Source organism: Vibrio sp. AK197 (assembly GCF_053903115.1).
Window position 1 is genome coordinate 2,850,961 of record NZ_CP096430.1, and the last position, 19,846, is coordinate 2,870,806.

The window sequence follows — 19,846 nt, forward strand, 5'->3', positions numbered from 1 at the left end:
TTTCAGTTTCCATTATTGTCGCCAAGTATAACCTGAGTTAAAAATAAAAGCGTACCAAACACAAAAAGCGACCACTTGGGTCGCTTTTTGAATGCTCTTCAAACAATGGAGCATTAATCGTTATTGGCTTTTTGTTGGCGCTTTTGTCTATGCTCAGCCATTTTCTGCGCGCACTCTTGTTGCTGCGCCTCGACGAGCGTCTCGTACTGCTGTTTTTGCTCATCGCTCAATACACTCAGCATATCATGACGATGATTCATCATTTTTACTCGCATTTGCGCTTGTTTCTCTGCCATTTCCAATGCCAATGCATTGGCCGCTTGTGCATCGAAATTATCCGCTAGCACCAATTGTTGCTCCTTGGCATGAAAGGCTTTCATTTCGGCCTGACGCTCAGCAAACTGACCTTGCATTTCCTCTTTCATCGCTTGACGAGATTGTTCACGCATCTGTTTAAGCTGCGATTTTTGTTCATCACTCAAGTTGAGTTGTTTCATCACACCACGCTCACCACCACCGCGGCACTGTTGATCAAAACCACGATGCTCAGGACCATGCCCACCTTTACCGCCGCCAAACGCCAATACACTAGCAGAACCTAACGCGATTGGTGCAATCAATGCCATCAGTACAAGTTTTTTTGTTGCTTTCATATTCATACCCTTATATTTATTGGTCAGGACTGTTTTACAGTGCTTGAGGGTAGAATACAGGGCACGACGTAAAGCAACGTGGGTGAACAGTAAATGTTCGTAAAGAGCGGATTACTGTCACCGAATTTCGCACTATTATAAGGCTACGCACATAGACGCTAAGGTATTTTTATGGCCCACATTTTACTGATCGACGATGACACCGAACTTACCAGCTTACTTAAGGAGGTCCTGACCTTCGAAGGGTTTACTATCTCTGAAGCAAATGATGGCCAGAGTGGTTTAGCGTTGATCGATGACACTGTGGACCTCATTTTACTTGATGTCATGATGCCCAAGCTTAATGGCACCGAAACGCTAAAACGTTTACGTGCCGACTGGGAAACCCCGGTCCTTATGCTCACCGCCAAAGGCGAAGAGATTGACCGCGTCATTGGGTTAGAGTTAGGCGCTGATGATTACTTACCAAAGCCTTTTAGCGATCGAGAGTTGCTGGCTCGCATTCGCGCGATTTTGCGCCGAACCCAAAGCCATAATGAACCTCACCCAGAAAAAAGCAGTGATTGCCTGCAATACCAAGATCTCAAAATCTATCCGGGCCGCTTGGAGGCCTATTGCCAAGACCAACTGTTAGAATTAACCACCACAGAATTTTCTCTGTTGAGTTATTTTGTCGAACACCCCGGAGAAACACTGACCAAAGAAATACTGAGCCTTGAAGTGCTTGGTAAGCACTTAGCGGCGTTTGATCGTGCTATCGATATGCATGTTTCCAATTTGCGTAAAAAGTTACCGGAACGTGCCGACGGCAAACCACGAATAAAAACACTGCGTGGGCGGGGTTACTTACTGGTTGAGGAAGAGTGATGCGTTTACCTAGAATCACCAGCCTCTATGGGCGTATTTTTGCTATTTTTTGGTTTACGATGTTTCTGGTCTTGATGGTTGCTTTGTCACTGCCTCATTTTGACCCCCGCAAGGCCAAAGATATCTCTTCAGATCATCTTCAACACCTTAAGGAGATTCGCGATGGCATTGAACAGCAGTTTGACGATGAGAGCGACCTTGGCCGTATTCTATTTGCTTTAGATGATCCTCGTGGCCGCTCACCAGATCGTAAAATGCGTATTTTCATTACCGACCAAGAAGGTCAGCCTCTCTCTGTCCGTAACCAACATAACTTTCCAGAACGAGCACTACAAAACTTTATTACTACCTCTGAATCACCAGAAACACCGCAACAAAAGCTCTATGGCCGCTTTATGATCGCCGGTCCACTGCCCGTGCAGTTAGCCAAGCAAAATTTATTGCTTTATGTCGGCGTCAAATGGGATCGACCACCGCCATTCCTACTGACCATATTGGATAAACCTTTCACCTTATTACTCGCCGTCATGCTAACCAGCACCCCATTACTGCTATGGCTTGCTTGGGCATTAAGCCAACCAGCGCGTAAGTTAGAGCGTGCTGCACAGCGCGTTGCAAAAGGCGAATTTGTGGTGGATCCACAACTTGAAAAAGGCACATCGGAGTTTCGCCAAGCGGGCGCCAGCTTTAATCAAATGGTTGAGGCTGTCAACCAGATGATTTCGGGCCAGCAGCGTCTGCTGTCTGATATTTCCCATGAGTTACGCTCCCCTCTCACACGGCTAAGAATGGCGACAGGTCTGGCAGCTCGTAAACAAGGAGAGAGCCAAGAACTAACCCGTATTGATACCGAAGCACAGCGGTTAGAGCAGATGATAGGCGAGCTGCTTGCGTTGTCACGCATTCAAGCCGACAGTCACCTCACACGTGAAATTCAGCCTCTGCAAAGCTTATGGGAAGAAATTCTTAGCGATGCGCAGTTTGAGGCCGAACAAGTCGCCAAAAGCTTAACGTTCACCGCCATTCCACAACGTGAGATTTCAGGTAATCCCAAACTATTGATGAGCGCAGTCGATAACGTGGTCCGTAACGCGATTTATTACAGTAAAGATCAGGTTCAAGTAGCGCTTTCAGATCAGAATGATCAACTATTTATTCGCGTGGAAGACAATGGTGACGGTGTCCCAGATGATGAACTGGACGCCATTTTCCGTCCATTTTATCGAGTTTCCACCGCACGCGATCGCCACAGTGGAGGGACAGGCCTCGGGCTGGCCATCACCCAAAATGCGATTCGCCAGCATAATGGTTCCATCGTCGCTAGCCGAAGTGAGTTAGGTGGCCTGAGGATTGATATGACATTGCCCCTCATCGCGAAGTAAGCGTTAGTCACTCTTTTATCAATAATTCAGTGAGTAATACCCTTACAAACTCAAATGTTGATAATAAGAACGATTATCATTACAGTAAATTCTCCAACTAAGGAGGATTTACCATGTCACATGTTTTTCCAGAATTGCCTTACGCCTATGATGCGCTAGAACCCTATATCGATGCGAAAACAATGGAAGTGCACTACAGCAAGCACCACCGTACCTACTTCGATAAATTCACCGCCGCGATCAAAGGCTCAGAACTTGAATCAACAAGTCTAAAAGATATTTTTGCTAATATTTCCAAGTTGTCGCCAGCCATACGTAACAACGGCGGCGGTTACTACAACCATATTGTTTATTGGAATTGCATGTCTCCTAATGGTGGCGGCGAACCGAAAGGCGCGCTTGGCGACGCCATTACCCGCACATTTGGCAGCTTCGAGGCATTTAAAGACCAATTTGCACAAGCGGCGATCAATACCTTTGGCTCTGGTTTTGCTTGGCTTGTGGTCAAAGATGGAGAGTTAAAGATAGTCTCGACCAGCAACCAAGATAACCCGCTGATGGACATTGCCAGCGAACAAGGCGAACCCATTCTAGCGCTAGATGTCTGGGAACACGCCTACTACATCAGTTATCAGAACCGCCGCCCAGAATATATTGACGCTTGGTGGAATGTCGTTGATTGGGATGCAGTAAGCGATAATTACCACGCCGCACTTTAAACACTGACGACGAAATGAACAGGCGGCTTGGCGTATTCGCTTCGCCGCCTTATACTGCTTGCCATTCTTAGCTCACCACCCGCTTTAACTATGTTTGATATCGCCCTTTACGAACCTGAAATAGCCCCGAATACCGGAAACATCATTCGCTTATGCGCTAACTGCGGCGCCAACCTTCACCTTATCGAGCCATTGGGGTTTGATTTAGAAGAAAAGAAAGTTCGTCGTGCGGGCTTGGATTACCACGACTTAGCGCGAGTGACACGCCATGAAAACTATCAAGCTTTTGTCGACTTCTTGAATGCTCGCGCGCAGCCATATCGAATTTTTGCTTGTACAACAAAAACCACAGGCCATCATGTTGACCCAAGTTATCAAGCGGGGGACGTATTGCTATTTGGCCCGGAGACACGAGGTTTACCTGCGGAGTTGATTGAAAGCATGCCGATGGAACAGCGTATTCGCATTCCAATGATGCCCGAAGCACGAAGCCTAAACTTATCCAATGCCGTTGCCATCATTGCCTTTGAAGCATGGCGACAAATGGGGTTTGACGGCGCGCAGTAACCCATACAAAAACACTGGCTTGAGCCAGTGTTTTACCTATTCGTTAACGAAGGCGATTATGGTGGTCGTCGGAGTCGTCTTTTTTATCTTCGTCTTTACGCTCGTATTCACCTTCGAACGTGTCGCCTTGTTCAGAGCGCTGAGAACCAAATGGATTATTGTCTTGTTGGCCATAAAAGCTGCCTTGCTGGAACGCATTCGCCCCTTTCACCACGACTTTACTCATAACGTATTTCGCGAGCAACGCACGCGGCGCAGGAAGTAGAACCACCATCCCTAAAGCATCCGTCATAAAGCCTGGCGTCAACAGTAAGACTCCAGATACCGCCAACATAACACCTTCAACGATTTGTTGTGCAGGCAGTTCACCTCGCTGCACACGTTGTTGTACGTTAATCAGAGTACGAATACCTTGGCTACGTACTAAAGATGCACCAACGAATGCGGTGAGCAAAACTAACCCAATGGTCGGCCATAAGCCAAGAAAACCACCGACTTGGATAAACAGTCCAATCTCTATAATTGGCACAAAAATAAATAACAGTAGCAATAGTGGGAACACGTCGCCTCCTCAGTTGGCTACCACATTAGACGTATCCCTCGACAACTTCAAGCACAGCACATCACGAGCAAAATTCTCTCACAATTTAAGTCAATATTGGTCGCTAAACCCCACCTCACAATATGCAATAAGTTGCTAGAATTTTAGTTGCAATTGATCGATGAGTAACTACATTTTAAGTAGTAGTTAACTTCGAACTTGATCATGAGATGAGACGCATCACCACGGTTATTAACAAAATAGTGATCATATGGCTAGGATGCTCATTAATTATTGGCGGTGTTTATCTTCATCTTTCAGATAAATCATACCAGTCGTTATTAGCGAAGCTAACCAGTGAAAACCTGCAATTGCTATCGTACATTGATACGAGGGCGACTCGTGTTCAAAATCATCTCGATAATATCTATCGCGCACTCTACTCGTCATCATTACTGCTCGATTACGCTCAAACTCAGGATGCGAATCTCAAACACTACATCGAAAACCAATGGTCCTTAGTCAGCGCCAACTCTGATTACTTCTATCAACTTCGCTTCCTTGATGCGCAAGGCAAGGAAAAAATTCGTGTCGAACGCAACAACAGTAACCCTAAGCCATATGTTGTTGCGAATGAGGAACTTCAAGATAAGAGCCACCGTGACTATGTTGCCTATGCCAAATCCCTACCCAATAATACAACAGGGCATGTGGGCGTCGATATTGAATATGAACATGGCCGCCCTGTCATACCATACCTTCCTGGCTATCGTATTATCCGCCCCATCAGCGACAACAATACGCGCTATGGCTACCTAATTGCGAATCTTGCGGTTCTTAAAATTGTACGCCTACTGACAGCATCAAACGTTGAAACCAATCAAGCGATCGATTTCGTTAATGAACTCGGTTTCTATCGTCTTAGCCAGCAAAGCGATAAACTGTTTGGTGACCTCATCGCCGATAGATATCACTATAATCTTCGTAACGAAAACATCGATTTATGGCGACAAATTCAAGCAAGCGATGCCCGTAGAGGGAATTATATGAGTCCCAATGGCTTATATGTTTTCAAGCCGATGGAGTCAAAGCTGTTCGTTTCCAAAAGCCCACTCATCATGTTGACTCATATACCAGCGGCTGACATCGCAGCACAATTTGATGCTCTGTCGACGGATATTCAACAAGAGTTGGTCATAATCTGGTTATTCTCCGGCATCCTCAGTGGTATTCTGGCGTTGATTTGGGATGCCAAACAGCGCGAATTACTCGATCAAAAATTTGCTGAGCTGGTGCTCTCCAGTGGCACCGCTATCGTGATTACGGACAGTCACCATCGTATTACTCGCGCCACGCGTCGTTTCTGTGAGTTAGTCGACCAAGAAACATCTGACGTTTTAAACGCCAATATTTTCAAATTTACCCTCGATCCCAAACAAGCAAAATCCATCGAGCACGATTTATATTTAGCGGATAGTTGGAAAGGTCAGCTCACCTTTCTCGCCAAAAGTGGCCAACAGCGTATTTGCCAAGCCGAAGTTACCACCTCTTCCTCAAGTTGGAATCGTAATCGTCATTATCTATATTCGATTAGCGACATCTCTGAACAATATGAACGAATCAAACAACTTAAGAGTCAAACAGAACGTGACCCAGCAACGGAACTGTGGAACAAAAGTAAATTTAATCATGTCTTGGAGCATTACTCCAAGTTATATCAGCGCTACCCAGAGCAGCCGCCAAGCTGCCTCGCGATTATCGACATTGATAACTTCAAACAAATTAATGATTCTCTCGGTCACTCCTTTGGCGACCGAATCATTTTATATGTCGCTGATAAGTTAGCCGCGTTACTACGCGAAACCGACTTTATCGCCCGCATTGGCGGCGATGAGTTTGCCGTAATCATTCAACATGCCGATACCGATAAAGCAGCACTGCTCATGCGTCGTGTATGCCAAACGATTGAAACCTCACAAGCTTATTCCCTCACCATCAGTGTCGGCATTGCTCAAATTGAGCTTGAGCCCGAACACTCGTTCAGCCACGCTGATGAGGCACTTTACCGCTCTAAAGCCAAAGGCAAAAACTGCGTAACCATCCATGGCAAAGAACAGCTTCACATTATAAAAAGCCACTCTCACGACTGATATTTATCACACGATGATAAAAAACCCGTCTTTTCCTCTATATTTCAGTGTCGATAACAGTATTATGTAGCGGCTAAGTCGGGAGCGATTTACCGCCACATATTCTAACGAACGGATTCTTAATTTTAGATTGGCAAACGATTCATCTTAAATACAAAATAATTATCTAAGGATCCTGTTATGTCGACTTTTACTGACGCTCCAGCAGCAGCCAGCAACGCGACTCGCATCGAAGAAGACTTGCTTGGTCAGCGCCACGTTCCAACCGATGCTTACTACGGTATTCATACCCTACGCGCCATCGAAAACTTTAATATTTCCAACGTCACCATCTCTGATGTGCCCGAATTTGTTCGTGGCATGATCATGACGAAAAAAGCGGCAGCTTTAGCCAATAAAGAACTTGGCGTCATTCCTAGTGAAGTCGCTCACTACATCATTCAAGCTTGTGACCTGATTTTGGACACAGGAAAATGTATGGATCAATTCCCTTCTGATGTGTTCCAAGGTGGGGCCGGCACATCAGTCAACATGAACACCAATGAAGTGGTTGCCAACGTTGCTTTAGAGTTGATGGGAAAAGAGAAAGGGCAATATCAGTTCGTTAACCCTAACGATCATGTCAATCGTAGCCAATCAACCAACTGTGCTTACCCAACCGGTTTCCGTATCGCGGTGTATAACTCCGTGCACAAACTGATTGAAGCCATCGAGTACTTAAAAGGCGCTTTTGACCTTAAAAGCCAAGAGTTCGGAAGTATTTTGAAAATGGGCCGTACTCAATTGCAAGATGCCGTGCCGATGACGGTTGGCCAAGAGTTCCACGCTTGGTCTGTGACCTTGAATGAGGAAATTCGCGCACTTGAATACACATCAAAACTGTTACTTGAAATCAACCTTGGTGCCACAGCCATTGGTACCGGCCTCAACGCCGCTGAAGGTTATCAAGAACTTGCTATCAAACATTTAGCAGCCGTAACGGGATTAGATGTGGTCGCTGCCGAAGATTTGATTGAGGCAACCTCTGATTGTGGTGCTTACGTTATGACTCATGGCGCTCTTAAGCGCCTCGCCGTTAAGCTCTCCAAAATCTGTAATGACTTGCGCTTGCTATCTTCAGGACCACGCGCGGGTCTCAATGAGCTCAACTTACCTGAACTGCAAGCTGGCTCATCAATCATGCCCGCTAAAGTCAACCCTGTGGTACCGGAAGTGGTTAACCAAGTGTGCTTTAAAGTTCTCGGTAACGACAACACGGTCTCGTTTGCAGCCGAGGGTGGGCAACTTCAATTAAACGTGATGGAACCGGTCATCGCACAAAGTATGTTTGAATCAATTTCTCTACTTTCAAATGCCTGCGTTAACTTGCGTGACAAATGTATTGATGGCATCACCGTCAACAAAGAGGTGTGTGAGAATTACGTCTACAACTCGATTGGTATCGTCACTTACCTCAACCCATACATTGGTCATCATGAAGGCGACATCGTCGGAAAGATCTGTGCAGAGACAGGCAAAAGCGTACGCGAGGTCGTCCTTGAGCGTGGCTTGCTTAGCGAAGAGGAAATTGACGATATTTTATGTGTCGATAACTTCCTGCATCCGAAATACAAAGCCAAACGCTACTAACCAATAAATCGCTAACCAAAGGGCCGATCCGTCGAGCCCTTTTTGTTGGCCTTTATTGGTACGCCATTCCCATTATTTATCCAATCATGTTTGGTATTACTCATTATTAAGGTTTATTCATGATCACACTTGAGTTACTTATCGTCCTGCTGTTTATCTATCTGGGCGCCCGAATGGGTGGCATCGGGATTGGGCTTGCGGGAGGCGCGGGCGTCATTGCGCTATCAATAGTGCTGGGCGTTCCCACCAGCCAAAGTTTTATTCCGGTTGACGTCATTTTAATTATTATGTCCGTCATTACGGCAATTGCCGCTATGCAAGTGGCTGGAGGTATGGATTGGTTGGTACAATTAGCCGAAAACTTTCTACGAAAACACCCCGAGCGTATTACCTTCTATGCGCCCATTGTGACTTTCCTAATGACCTTGATGGCAGGCACCGGGCATACCGCGTTTTCCACCTTACCCGTCATTGCCGAAGTGGCCAAAGGGCAAGGCGTTAGGCCTTCTCGTCCTCTATCTATCGCCGTCGTGGCTTCTCAAGTCGCTATCACAGCATCGCCCATTTCTGCCGCGGTCGTTGCATTTGCAGCGATGCTAGCGCCACAAGGCGTGGATTACATCATGCTGCTCGCTGTCTGCATTCCAAGCACTTTCATTGCTTGCATGATCGGTGCGTTTGTTGCCAACTTTATGGGCTGTGAGCTAAAAGATGACACGATTTATCAGCAGCGTTTAAATGATGGTCAAATCAAACTCGAACGTCAGCAACAACGCCAGATTCTGCCAACAGCCAAAACGGCTACCTTCATTTTTCTTGGCGCGATCTTATTGGTTGTGTGCTATGCCGCTGCAATTTCAAACTCAATTGGATTAATCACCGATCCGGCGTTAGGGCGCAATGAAGCCATTATCGCGGTCATGCTCGCAGCAGCAGGTATTATTGCCTTCACCACCAAAGTGGACGCTTCAAAAATTCCAAGCGCCGCAACTTTTCGCTCTGGCATGACCGCTTGTGTGTGTGTCCTCGGCGTCGCATGGCTAGGATCAACTTTTGTGAATGCCCATGTCGAAGACATCAAACACGTTGCGGGTTCTTTACTATCACAACACCCTTGGATGCTTGCCTTAGTGCTGTTTTTAGCGTCAATGCTGCTGTATTCCCAGGGTGCAACAACCGTGGCTTTGATGCCTGCCGCATTAGCGATTGGTGTTGCACCGCTGACCGCCGTGGCGTCATTTTCAGCAGTGAGTGCGCTATTTGTACTGCCGACCTACCCAACACTACTGGCCGCGGTCGAAATGGATGATACAGGCTCAACCCGAATTGGTCGTTATGTCTTTAACCACCCCTTTTTAATTCCTGGTGTGGTGACCATTGCCAGTTCAGTGATTTTAGGCTTTGGTTTTGGCAGCCTAATTCTGTAATCATTCCCATTTAATGGCGGCCAATGTGCCGCCATGCGTGTTTTATTTTGTGACATACAATCCGCGTAAGCCGCAAAATATTGGTATTGATGAAACTTGTTAGCGATCAAACGGGTCTGATTGAGTTACACTAGCCCACAGAACGTCCAAATTTGATTCCATTATGCAGCGTGTTACCCGTCAAATTTTATTGATATTCATTACTTTATTGGCTTCATGGTCAGCAATTGCTGACTTTAACCCTCCCGCCAGTTCTACGATTAACAGCTTAGGCTCAAGCAGTAATCAATTCGTGACTGTCGATGAAGCGTTTGTCTTCAATGCTTATCAACAAGGTGATCGCGTCTATATCGACTGGCAAATTAAGCCGGGTTATTACCTGTATCAAGAGCGCCTTAATTTTAGCGCTGAAAATGCACAGCTTGGCGAGGTTCAATATCCAGACGGTACGCCCTACCATGACGAATTTTTTGGTGACGTGCATATCTATACAGAACCTTTATTAGCCGAAGTTCCGCTGACTCAAGTGGGCGAAAACGGCCGCCTTTTGATTCAATATCAAGGCTGCGCGCAAGCCGGTTTTTGTTATCCACCAGAAACGCGTGAGCTGGCTTTGATGCCAATGAAAGAAGTAGGTAGCGCACGACCGTTAGCATCTACATCTCAACCTCAACAGCCACAATCCATTTCTACATCACAAGCGCCAGCTTCCCAACAAAGTGGGCTTGCTCACCAACTTGCGGAGCAATGGTGGACACCCTTGCTGTTTTTACTGCTCGGTGTCGGCCTCGCTTTTACGCCTTGCGTGCTACCGATGTACCCCATTTTAACCAGTATTGTGCTTGGCAGCGGGAAACTCAGCCATAAGCGTGCTTTAGGCTTAGCGTTTGTCTACGTGCAAGGCATGGCGCTCACTTATACTTTACTCGGCTTAGTCGTCGCGTCAGCAGGGTTACAGTTCCAAGCAGCATTGCAGCACCCATATGTGCTAATCACCTTAAGCGTTTTATTTATTGCTTTGGCATTATCGATGTTTGGCGTGTATACCATTCAACTGCCAAACCGAGTTCAAACTTGGCTTAGCCACTTAAGTAATCAACAGCAAGGCGGCAAATTATGGGGCGTCTTTGCTATGGGCGCGATCTCGGGATTGGTATGCTCCCCGTGCACGACTGCACCGCTTTCCGGCGCTCTACTTTACGTCGCACAAAGCGGTGATTTGCTGACCGGCGGGGTTGCACTGTATGCGTTAGCACTGGGTATGGGAATTCCACTGATCATCGCGGCGGTGTTTGGTAATAAGCTCCTCCCACAAGCTGGTGAATGGATGAATCGAGTAAAAACCTTGTTTGGCTTCATTCTCCTCGCCGCACCGATTTTCTTACTGGAGCGAATCCTCCCTGAAAGCTGGTCTCTCACTTTATGGTCGTTACTGGGTATTGCAGCATTTGGTTGGTTATATCACGCCAAAAACAGCCTCCCCTTTGGTGGCTGGAAACAGAGTGTCGTCGCCATTATTGCAGTATTGGGGTTGGTCGCATCCGCTCAGCCACTAATCAGTTACTGGGTATCAGCGCCAACTCAAGCCACACATACCATTGCTTTCAAGCGAATCAGCACGTTAGATGAACTCAAACAACAACTCGCCGATGCAAAAAAGGTAGGAAAACCGGTGATGTTTGATTTCTACGCGGATTGGTGTGTTGCCTGTAAAGAGTTTGAAAAATACACCTTTCACCAGCCAGACGTTGAAAACAAGCTAAAAGACTTTGTTTTGATTCAAGCTGATGTCACCAAAAGCATGCCCAATGACATTGAGCTAATGACCTACATGAAAGTCCTCGGATTACCCACGATCGAATTCTGGGATAGTCAAGGAAACCATGTTCCAGCAGCTCGCCTAACCGGTTTTGTTAAAGCGCAGCCGTTCCTTTCCCATCTCGAGGCTCACGGTTTATAAATATACGATGCTGGCCATAGCGTTGGCATCGTCATTTATATGCAAATTTACTAATAAAAGTCGATTTAGTTCAGACTTTTAATGGTTCAATATTGTTCATTCGCCTAAAGCTGACAATAATTTCATTAACGATTTAGTTAAAAGAAATTAACGTCATGGATTCCACTTACACCATCATCATCGCAGACGACCATCCTTTGTTTCGTAATGCCCTGTTTCAATCAGTGCATATGGCGATTAGTGGAGCGAATCTTCTTGAAGCGGATTCCCTTGAAGCGTTACTTGAATTGTTAAAAAAAGAGCCAGAACCTGACTTATTGCTGCTTGACCTAAAAATGCCTGGCGCCAATGGCATGTCAGGGTTAATTCAATTACGTACCGAGTACCCTGAACTGCCGATCGTGGTTATTTCTGCCAGTGAAGAACCGGCAGTAGTCACTCAAGTCAAACATCATGGTGCATTTGGGTTTATTCCCAAATCCAGTGATATGCGTGAATTGGTCAATGCCCTGCACACCGTGTTAAACGGTGAACCGTTTTTCCCTGAAGGATTGATCATTAACGATCCTAAATGTCAGCAATTGACCGAAAAACTCGCCACGTTAACACCGCAGCAATATAAAGTTCTTGGTATGTTGTCCGATGGCCTACTCAACAAGCAAATCGCTTATGAGCTTAACGTCTCAGAAGCCACCATTAAGGCCCATATGACTGCGATTTTCCGTAAGTTAGATGTAAAAAACCGTACTCAAGCTGTGATTTTACTCCAACAACTGGAAACTCAACTTTAAGCCCTGCCCATGCCCCTTAACTGTAGGGGGGATTTTGTTGCAATTTTATCCATCTTATCTATTCACACTTAGGACTCCAGACCTGATAAACTATTCAACAATGTCATGTTATTGACTGAATAAACGTCAGCGAGCAATTCATCATACGCGGCGACCAACTCACTTATAGAATCAGGGGATTCGATGTTGTTGAGCGTACTCCTTACTCAGTTTGTTGTGCTTTGGGCGGTCATTGACCCTATCGGCACTGTTCCAGTATTTCTATCACAGACAACGCATTTAGCCGCAAAACAGCGTCGACTGGTGGCGTTAAAAGCCGTCGCTATCTCAACGGGCGTGTTGTTGTTTTTCCTGGTCGCAGGTCAGTTTTTACTTGAGGCCATGCAAATCCCACTTCCTGCTTTTCAAGCCGCAGGAGGTTTAGTTCTATTGCTGTTTGCGTTGACGATGATTTTCGGCGAAAGCAAACCCGGCACAGAAAGCAAGTTATCCAAGGAGCTTAAGCGATCTGAATTAGCCAATTTAGCCGTGTACCCTCTCGCGATTCCATCGATTGCATCTCCTGGCGCAATGATGGCGATTGTGATGCTAACGGATAACCATCGCTATGCCGTGATGGATCAGCTGATGACCGCCGGCATCATGATTCTAGTGCTTCTGATTACCTTATTCTTGCTGTTCGGCGCGAGCAAAATTCATAAACTGATTGGCGACGTTGGCGCAGAAATTATTAGCCGCGTAATGGGGCTTATTTTGGCAGCCGTAGCCGTCAACAATTTGTTGATGGGAATAAAAGATTTTTATTTAGCGGTTTAGATCATGCAAACGACTTAGACCTTTGGCTAAGTTGACGACATATTAACATTCCACTTTCTGAGTTCGACTCACATAAACGCCCGTAAATCGGGCGTTTTTCGTTTTTTACGCCCGACTAAAGTTGAAAAGCGGCATTGCATATCCCTTGCTATTGTATTTCTCGAAACATTTTATTAACAACAAACAACTAAGGAGACGGCAATGGCGTTTGAAAGTCAGGAAAAAGCCAAAGCCTACTGGGAGAAGAACGTGAAGCTCATGGTGACCTTAATGGTTATCTGGTTTGTCGTGTCTTTCGGTTGCGGCATTTTGTTTGTCGATGAGCTTAATCAATTTCAACTTGGCGGATACAAACTCGGATTTTGGTTCGCTCAACAAGGTTCAATCTATGCATTTTTAGCCATTATTTTCTACTACGCGTGGAAAATGCGCCAGATTGACCGCGAATTCAATGTCGATGAGTAAGGAGTCTCAGCAATGGATTTAAAAACCATCACCTATATCGTCGTTGGTGCGACCTTCTTACTCTATATCGGCATTGCGATATGGGCGCGAGCGGGTTCAACCAAAGAGTTCTATGTTGCTGGCGGCGGGGTAAACCCAATCGCTAACGGCATGGCCACCGCTGCAGACTGGATGTCAGCAGCTTCGTTTATTTCCATGGCTGGTCTGATTGCCTTTATGGGGTATGGCGGCTCGGTATTTTTAATGGGCTGGACCGGCGGTTACGTTCTGTTAGCTCTCCTCCTTGCGCCTTACTTACGTAAGTTTGGTAAATTCACCGTACCTGAGTTTGTCGGTGAACGCTTCTACTCAAACGCGGCTCGCGTCGTCGCCGTAGCGTGTTTGATCATTGCATCCGTGACTTACGTTATCGGGCAGATGAAAGGCGTCGGTGTCGCGTTTGGTCGCTTCCTCGAAGTGGATTACGCGACAGGCCTTGGCATTGGGATGTGTATCGTCTTTATCTATGCGGTTATGGGCGGCATGAAAGGCATCACTTATACTCAGATTGCTCAATATTGCGTCCTCATTCTTGCTTACACTATTCCAGCAATATTTATCTCTCTGCAACTCACCGGCAACCCTTTACCACAGATTGGCTTGGGAAGCACAATGGCCGGAACCGACCAGTACTTGCTTGATAGGCTCGATCAAGTGGTGACAGAACTCGGGTTTAGTGAATACACCACCCAAGTGCGGGGCGACACACTCAATATGTTCGCTTACACCATGTCACTAATGATTGGTACCGCTGGCTTGCCACACGTTATTATTCGCTTCTTCACCGTACCAAAAGTACGTGACGCACGTACCTCTGCGGGCTGGGCACTGTTCTTTATTGCCATTCTTTACACCACAGCGCCAGCTGTTGCGGCAATGGCACGCTTAAACTTGATGGATACCGTCAACCCAACACCAACCACCAACTTGGTGTATGACGAGCGTCCAGATTGGTTCAAGAACTGGGAAAAGACTGGCCTGCTTGGCTTTGAAGACAAAAACGGTGACGGCGCAATTCAATATACGTCGAATGCCGAAACCAATGAGCTTAAAGTTGACCGCGATATCATGGTGTTAGCGAACCCAGAGATTGCCAAATTACCGAACTGGGTGATTGCTTTGGTTGCAGCCGGTGGTTTAGCCGCGGCGCTCTCCACAGCAGCAGGCTTATTGCTCGCCATCTCCTCGGCGATATCCCACGACTTAATTAAAGGGGTGATAAACCCGAATATTTCTGAGAAGAAAGAGCTGCTCGCCAGTCGAATATCCATGGCGGTTGCAATTGCCGTCGCAGGTTATCTCGGCCTTAACCCTCCTGGTTTTGCCGCAGGGACCGTTGCGCTGGCCTTTGGACTTGCTGCCTCATCGATTTTCCCTGCGTTAATGATGGGTATCTTCAGCAAATCTATCAATAAAGAAGGCGCAATAGCGGGGATGATCACAGGTATCAGCATCACACTATTCTATGTATTCCAACACAAAGGGATTCTATTTATCTCAGACTGGACATACTTAGAAAGCTGGGGCAGCAACTGGTTCCTAGGCATTGAGCCAAACGCGTTTGGTGTCGTCGGTGCGGTGTTTAACTTCATCGTTGCATTTTTAGTCTCTCGCGTCACGGCAGAAACACCACAAGAAGTTAAAGATTTGGTTGAGCACGTTCGCGTTCCTGCAGGTGCAGGCGAAGCGCAATCACATTAATACACTACCTAAACCACAAAAGCCCCCACGGGGGCTTTTTTATTCAATCAATTGCTGTAATTTAGCCATCATTAAGCTGTTGTTGTAAGGAGCTAAATATGTTCAAAAATAAGCACTTTATCCTTGCCCTTCTCATTGCTCCCATTCTTTCTATTATTGCGTATATCGGAACTGATCTCGCGGTGAGTGAGAAGCCAAGTAGCGCAGAACCAGGGGAAAGTTACAAATTAGCCAGCCAATCGAACTGCCGTTACACCAGTGGTTTATGCAATATGGAGAATGGTGACTTTAAATTGAAGTTTCGTAGTGAAGACCTGACTGCTGAACATTTGGTATTAAGCCTCGATTCTCAATTTCCATTACAACACGCCAAGCTATCACTGGTCAGCGATAAACAGCAAGCAGGGCAACCTCTCGACATGCAGCCCAATGACGACTCGATGCAGCATTGGCAATTATCCCTACCAGCACCGAAAACTGAAAGTGACTGGTTACGCGTCGTGGTTCAGTCCAACGACACTCTGTATTATGGTGAAACCCAAACCAAGTTTGTCACTTACAAAACCTTATTTGATGAATAAGGTCTAATTTTTTCGAGCTCGGCAGACTTACGCCTCTGCCGTAGCACGATTGAGTAACGCACGCAGTTTCAATGGTTTAACGGGTTTTGCAATAAAGTGAAAGTGTCGCGTATTGATTTCTGCCAATAGATCATCGGTGCGATCTGCACTAATAATCACCCCAATAAACGGTTCTTCAAGCTCCGCTCGACAGCGCTCCAGCACCTCAATTCCAGTGCGTCCATGGTCCAATCGATAGTCAGAAAGCACCACCTTGGGACGCCAATCATCGTCGATGCATTGCACGCTTTCCTCGAGGTCATTGGCCAGCCTAACATCACATCCCCAGCGCGAGAGCAGATTTTCCATTCCAACTAAAATATCCGGCTCATTGTCCACGCACAAAACCTTGAGGTCATTGAGATCAAAACTTGGAGCGGGCGCACTGGTTGTTGAGACTGGTGGCTCAATATGATCGACGCGAGGTAACGTAATCGAAAACACGCTTCCCTGCTTTGGCCATGAGCGCATCGTAATGGTGTGGTTAAGCACTCGAGCAATCCCTTTCGAAATCGCTAAACCAAGTCCAAGACCTTGATCGCTTCGCTGCTGATCACCGCGATTGAACTCTTCAAAAATCTCTTGCTGCTTGTCGTGCTCAATCCCTAACCCATTATCCCAAACATCGATACGCACCTCGCCATTGACTCGTCTGGCGCCAAGGATGACTTTGCCTTTCGGGTTATAGCGAAAGGCGTTAGTGAGAAAGTTTTGCACCACTCGGCGTAATAACTTCGGATCCGAATAAACCATTAAGGACGAACTGACCATATGGAAATCAATCTCTTGCTCTTTGGCAAGTGCACTGAATTCCGCATTCAGATTAGCCAATACATCTCTAAGGGCAAACTGACTCATGTTGACATCTAACTTGCCAGATTCAAGACGTGAAATATCCAGCAGGTCGCCAATTAAGTCTTCTGCTGCACCAAGCGCACTCTCAATATGGTGGGCCAATGTCTTGGTTTGTTCATTGGGTGCCACTTCGGTAAATGATGAAGAAAAGAGCCGCGCAGCATTCAACGGTTGCATCAAGTCATGGCTAACCGCAGCCAAAAATCGTGACTTAGACTGCGATTCAAATTCCGAACGCTGGTTGGCTTCGACCAGTTGCTTATTCAAAGCTTCGAGTTTCTGAGTGCGGTCTTTGACCCGCTCTTCCAAGGTTTCATTAGCTTGTTGTAATGCACGCTCTGCATCTCTGAACACGGTGATATCGGTAAAACTCATCACAAATCCACCGCCAGGCATCGGATTGCCCTGCACCTCGATCACTCGTCCATCAGGGCGTACGCGAGAGGAGGTATGGCGTGTGCCTTGTTCAAGGTGGTAAATACGCCGACGAACGTGATCTTCAGGGTCACCAGGCCCACACAACCCTTGCTGAGCATTGTGACGTATCACATCGGCAATTGGTCGCCCAACCTGAATCAACCCAGGTGGAAAGTCAAATAACTCCAAGTATCGTTGATTCCATGCCACCAAACGCAACTGTTTGTCGACCACCGCAATACCTTGTCCAATATGTTCAATCGCACCTTGTAATAAGCCACGACTAAAGTCGTATAATTCAGAGGCTTCATCGACAATTGTCGCCACCTCTTCAAGCTGCATATTGCGCCCTTGCAGCGCAGAACTCAGCACCAACTTCGCCGACGAGGCACCAAACACTCCTGCCAATACTCGCTCGGTATGACGAATCAACGAAGAAGGCGCTTGTTGATTAGGCAATAAGGTATTCCGTTGCTGACTCCAATATTGATTAAACGCCATCCGTACTCGCGAACGGCCTACAAACCGAGAGGCCAGCATTTCCAATTCACCCACCGTGACCCGATTTTGATATAGGCTGATGTTTTCACCTTCCGGTAAAGGCGTTCCAACAAACGCCGCTGATTGCAACCGCTCACTCAAACTCGAGCGCGTGATCAAAGAGACACCAATGTAAAAGATCGCATTGAGCACAACGCTAAACATCATCCCCCAATCTGCACGCTCAATGCCCCATGCGGTCAGTAGTTCAGGTGGCGTAATTACCCACAGTAATGGGTTGGTTTGTTCATCCCCCGCTAACATGCCGGTTTGCGACATCAATGTAATCAGCCATACCGCAAACCCAAAACCTAACCCGACATATACGCCTTTGCGGTTGCCCAATCGCCAGTACATCCCGCCAAGTAATGCAGGAGCAAATTGAGTGATCGCCGCAAACGATAAAAAGCCGATAGCGGATAACGAATGAATATTGTCGAGCACCTGAAAAAACAGCCAGGCCCCGAGCAAAATCAAGAGAATCAAAGCACGGCGTATCATCAGCAAAAAGCGCGAAAAATGACGATGATTTCGCTGTGATAAACGCATTCGCCTCAATAACAGCGGCATGACCATGTCATTGGAAACCATAATCGCCAGCGCGATGGTCGAGACAATCACCATCCCACTAGCAGCAGAGGTGCCGCCTAAAAAAGCCAATAAAGCAATTTCCTCGGCGCCGACGCTCATCGGGACACTAAGGACATAGGTATCACTGCTGACACCAGGCATTAACCCTTGGCCGACCCAAGCAATCGGCAAAACAAACAAGCCCATCAACACAAGATACAAAGGAAAAACCCAGCGCGCCGTATGCAGATCTTGAGGACGCTCATTTTCGACAATCATGGTATGAAACTGCCGAGGTAAGCAGACTAAAGCCATCATAGTCAGTGCGGTATGTATCAAAAGCGTTGGAAAATTCGGCGCTTGATAAGTGGCTGGAATGACTTGGTCAAAATGAAAGTTTGGCTCTGAAAAACCAATCATCACAATAAACCCACCGACGGTTAGGAACGCAACCAATTTCACGATCGATTCAAAGGCGATGGCCATCATCATGCCGCGGTGATGTTCGGTGTTATCAATATGGCGAGTACCAAATAAGATGGTAAATACCGCCAGCGCGGCAACCACAAACAGAGAGACATCAACACCATCGGTGCCCACTCGCTGAGTAAAGTCGGGAGCAATCACATTAAGCCCCATCGAAATCCCCCGCAATTGCAAGGCGATATAAGGCAAAATACCAATGACGGCGATGAAAGTAATCACCACCGCCAAGCCTTGAGATTTCCCGTAGCGAGCGGCAATGAAATCCGCAATCGATGTAATATGCTCGCGCTTGGCGATCAAAATTAAACGCGCCAACACTCGCCAGCCTAAAGTGAAGACAATGATCGGCGCAAGATAGATAGGTAGAAATGACCAGGGGTTAGTGCTGGCTTGTCCCACCGTGCCAAAGAAAGTCCATGACGTGCAATAAACCGCAATCGATAAGCTGTACATCCAAGGCCGCCAATGTGCGAGCCAACCTTTACGTTTATCACCATACCAAGCGATGAGAAACAGCACCCCAAGGTAGATAATCGAAACCGGAATGACGAACCATCCTTGCATTGAACATCCTCTGTTTTGGCATAAAAAAACTCCCGACAAGGGGAGTTTTCATTTAACAAAGGAGCTCGAATAAACTCAACGTAGCAA

16 protein-coding genes are annotated in these 19,846 nt (G+C 46.7%); 13 read left to right on the forward strand and 3 right to left on the reverse strand.

Translation table 11 applies throughout. The features are described from left to right. Positions 1-113: 113 nt before the first annotated feature. Positions 114-653 carry a CpxP family protein gene (locus M1D72_RS20390; protein WP_456296335.1) on the reverse strand — a complete coding sequence of 180 codons (540 nt, stop codon included), beginning with the start codon at positions 651-653 and terminating at the stop codon, positions 114-116. Positions 654-824: 171 nt separating this feature from the next. On the opposite strand from M1D72_RS20390, the gene M1D72_RS20395 reads away from it, so the two are divergent. The 4 genes from M1D72_RS20395 to M1D72_RS20410 all read left to right on the forward strand — a co-directional run bounded on the left by M1D72_RS20395 (position 825) and on the right by M1D72_RS20410 (position 4,188). Further along, a complete protein-coding gene (locus M1D72_RS20395; RefSeq protein ID WP_456296336.1) occupies positions 825-1,520 on the forward strand; it encodes a response regulator in 696 nt (231 codons plus the stop codon). Then, positions 1,520-2,902, forward strand: a complete 1,383-nt coding sequence (gene cpxA / locus M1D72_RS20400; protein WP_456296337.1) for an envelope stress sensor histidine kinase CpxA — start codon at positions 1,520-1,522, stop codon at positions 2,900-2,902. The genes M1D72_RS20395 and cpxA overlap by 1 nt, the downstream gene beginning before the upstream one ends. 113 nt (positions 2,903-3,015) lie before the next feature. After that, the gene (locus M1D72_RS20405; protein ID WP_456296338.1) at positions 3,016-3,621 is read left to right on the forward strand and encodes a superoxide dismutase; all 606 of its coding nucleotides are present in this window, start codon (positions 3,016-3,018) and stop codon (positions 3,619-3,621) included. Between the two features lie 90 nt (positions 3,622-3,711). Further along, positions 3,712-4,188: a tRNA (cytidine(34)-2'-O)-methyltransferase gene (locus M1D72_RS20410; RefSeq protein WP_456297438.1), complete on the forward strand. Its 477-nt coding sequence runs from the start codon at positions 3,712-3,714 to the stop codon at positions 4,186-4,188. A gap of 43 nt (positions 4,189-4,231) precedes the next feature. Here M1D72_RS20410 and M1D72_RS20415 read toward each other — a convergent pair whose 3' ends face one another. Continuing rightward, positions 4,232-4,750, reverse strand: a complete 519-nt coding sequence (locus M1D72_RS20415; RefSeq protein ID WP_456296339.1) for an FxsA family protein — start codon at positions 4,748-4,750, stop codon at positions 4,232-4,234. 209 nt (positions 4,751-4,959) lie between these two features. Between M1D72_RS20415 and M1D72_RS20420 the strand changes: the two genes are divergently transcribed. From M1D72_RS20420 to M1D72_RS20460, 9 genes are all read left to right on the forward strand, one after another. After that, a complete protein-coding gene (locus M1D72_RS20420) occupies positions 4,960-6,879 on the forward strand; it encodes a diguanylate cyclase (RefSeq protein ID WP_456296340.1) in 1,920 nt (639 codons plus the stop codon). 180 nt (positions 6,880-7,059) lie between these two features. Then, positions 7,060-8,508: an aspartate ammonia-lyase gene (gene aspA, locus M1D72_RS20425; protein ID WP_456296341.1), complete on the forward strand. Its 1,449-nt coding sequence runs from the start codon at positions 7,060-7,062 to the stop codon at positions 8,506-8,508. Between the two features lie 119 nt (positions 8,509-8,627). Further along, a complete protein-coding gene (locus M1D72_RS20430; protein ID WP_456296342.1) occupies positions 8,628-9,935 on the forward strand; it encodes an anaerobic C4-dicarboxylate transporter in 1,308 nt (435 codons plus the stop codon). A 163-nt stretch (positions 9,936-10,098) separates the two neighbouring features. Next, on the forward strand, positions 10,099-11,895 hold the full coding sequence (locus M1D72_RS20435; protein ID WP_456296343.1) for a protein-disulfide reductase DsbD: 1,797 nt from the start codon (positions 10,099-10,101) through the stop codon (positions 11,893-11,895). Between the two features lie 155 nt (positions 11,896-12,050). Then, positions 12,051-12,686 carry a response regulator gene (locus M1D72_RS20440; RefSeq protein WP_390194634.1) on the forward strand — a complete coding sequence of 212 codons (636 nt, stop codon included), beginning with the start codon at positions 12,051-12,053 and terminating at the stop codon, positions 12,684-12,686. A gap of 186 nt (positions 12,687-12,872) precedes the next feature. Beyond that, positions 12,873-13,502, forward strand: coding sequence for a MarC family protein (locus tag M1D72_RS20445; protein WP_456297439.1), 630 nt, complete (start codon positions 12,873-12,875; stop codon positions 13,500-13,502). A 201-nt stretch (positions 13,503-13,703) separates the two neighbouring features. Continuing rightward, positions 13,704-13,967, forward strand: coding sequence for a DUF4212 domain-containing protein (locus M1D72_RS20450; protein ID WP_390194632.1), 264 nt, complete (start codon positions 13,704-13,706; stop codon positions 13,965-13,967). 12 nt (positions 13,968-13,979) lie between these two features. Further along, positions 13,980-15,707 carry a sodium:solute symporter family protein gene (locus M1D72_RS20455; RefSeq protein ID WP_390194629.1) on the forward strand — a complete coding sequence of 576 codons (1,728 nt, stop codon included), beginning with the start codon at positions 13,980-13,982 and terminating at the stop codon, positions 15,705-15,707. Positions 15,708-15,805: 98 nt separating this feature from the next. Next, positions 15,806-16,288, forward strand: coding sequence for a hypothetical protein (locus M1D72_RS20460; protein ID WP_456296344.1), 483 nt, complete (start codon positions 15,806-15,808; stop codon positions 16,286-16,288). Between the two features lie 27 nt (positions 16,289-16,315). Here the strand turns inward: M1D72_RS20460 and M1D72_RS20465 are convergent, their stop codons facing one another. Then, positions 16,316-19,759 carry a hybrid sensor histidine kinase/response regulator gene (locus M1D72_RS20465; RefSeq protein ID WP_456296345.1) on the reverse strand — a complete coding sequence of 1,148 codons (3,444 nt, stop codon included), beginning with the start codon at positions 19,757-19,759 and terminating at the stop codon, positions 16,316-16,318. Positions 19,760-19,846: the final 87 nt, after the last annotated feature.

Excerpts from the sequence above, each read along its gene's own strand:
- cpxA (WP_456296337.1), top strand. The coding sequence starts at position 1,520 with ATGCGTTTACCTAGAATCACCAGCCTCTATGGGCGTATTTTTGCTATT.
- M1D72_RS20420 (WP_456296340.1), top strand. The coding sequence starts at position 4,960 with ATGAGACGCATCACCACGGTTATTAACAAAATAGTGATCATATGGCTA.
- M1D72_RS20430 (WP_456296342.1), top strand. The coding sequence starts at position 8,628 with ATGATCACACTTGAGTTACTTATCGTCCTGCTGTTTATCTATCTGGGC.
- M1D72_RS20440 (WP_390194634.1), top strand. The coding sequence starts at position 12,051 with ATGGATTCCACTTACACCATCATCATCGCAGACGACCATCCTTTGTTT.
- M1D72_RS20450 (WP_390194632.1), top strand. The coding sequence starts at position 13,704 with ATGGCGTTTGAAAGTCAGGAAAAAGCCAAAGCCTACTGGGAGAAGAAC.
- M1D72_RS20395 (WP_456296336.1), top strand. The coding sequence starts at position 825 with ATGGCCCACATTTTACTGATCGACGATGACACCGAACTTACCAGCTTA.
- M1D72_RS20410 (WP_456297438.1), top strand. The coding sequence starts at position 3,712 with ATGTTTGATATCGCCCTTTACGAACCTGAAATAGCCCCGAATACCGGA.
- M1D72_RS20405 (WP_456296338.1), top strand. The coding sequence starts at position 3,016 with ATGTCACATGTTTTTCCAGAATTGCCTTACGCCTATGATGCGCTAGAA.
- M1D72_RS20455 (WP_390194629.1), top strand. The coding sequence starts at position 13,980 with ATGGATTTAAAAACCATCACCTATATCGTCGTTGGTGCGACCTTCTTA.
- M1D72_RS20460 (WP_456296344.1), top strand. The coding sequence starts at position 15,806 with ATGTTCAAAAATAAGCACTTTATCCTTGCCCTTCTCATTGCTCCCATT.
- M1D72_RS20390 (WP_456296335.1), bottom strand. The coding sequence starts at position 653 with ATGAAAGCAACAAAAAAACTTGTACTGATGGCATTGATTGCACCAATC.
- M1D72_RS20465 (WP_456296345.1), bottom strand. The coding sequence starts at position 19,759 with ATGCAAGGATGGTTCGTCATTCCGGTTTCGATTATCTACCTTGGGGTG.
- aspA (WP_456296341.1), top strand. The coding sequence starts at position 7,060 with ATGTCGACTTTTACTGACGCTCCAGCAGCAGCCAGCAACGCGACTCGC.
- M1D72_RS20435 (WP_456296343.1), top strand. The coding sequence starts at position 10,099 with ATGCAGCGTGTTACCCGTCAAATTTTATTGATATTCATTACTTTATTG.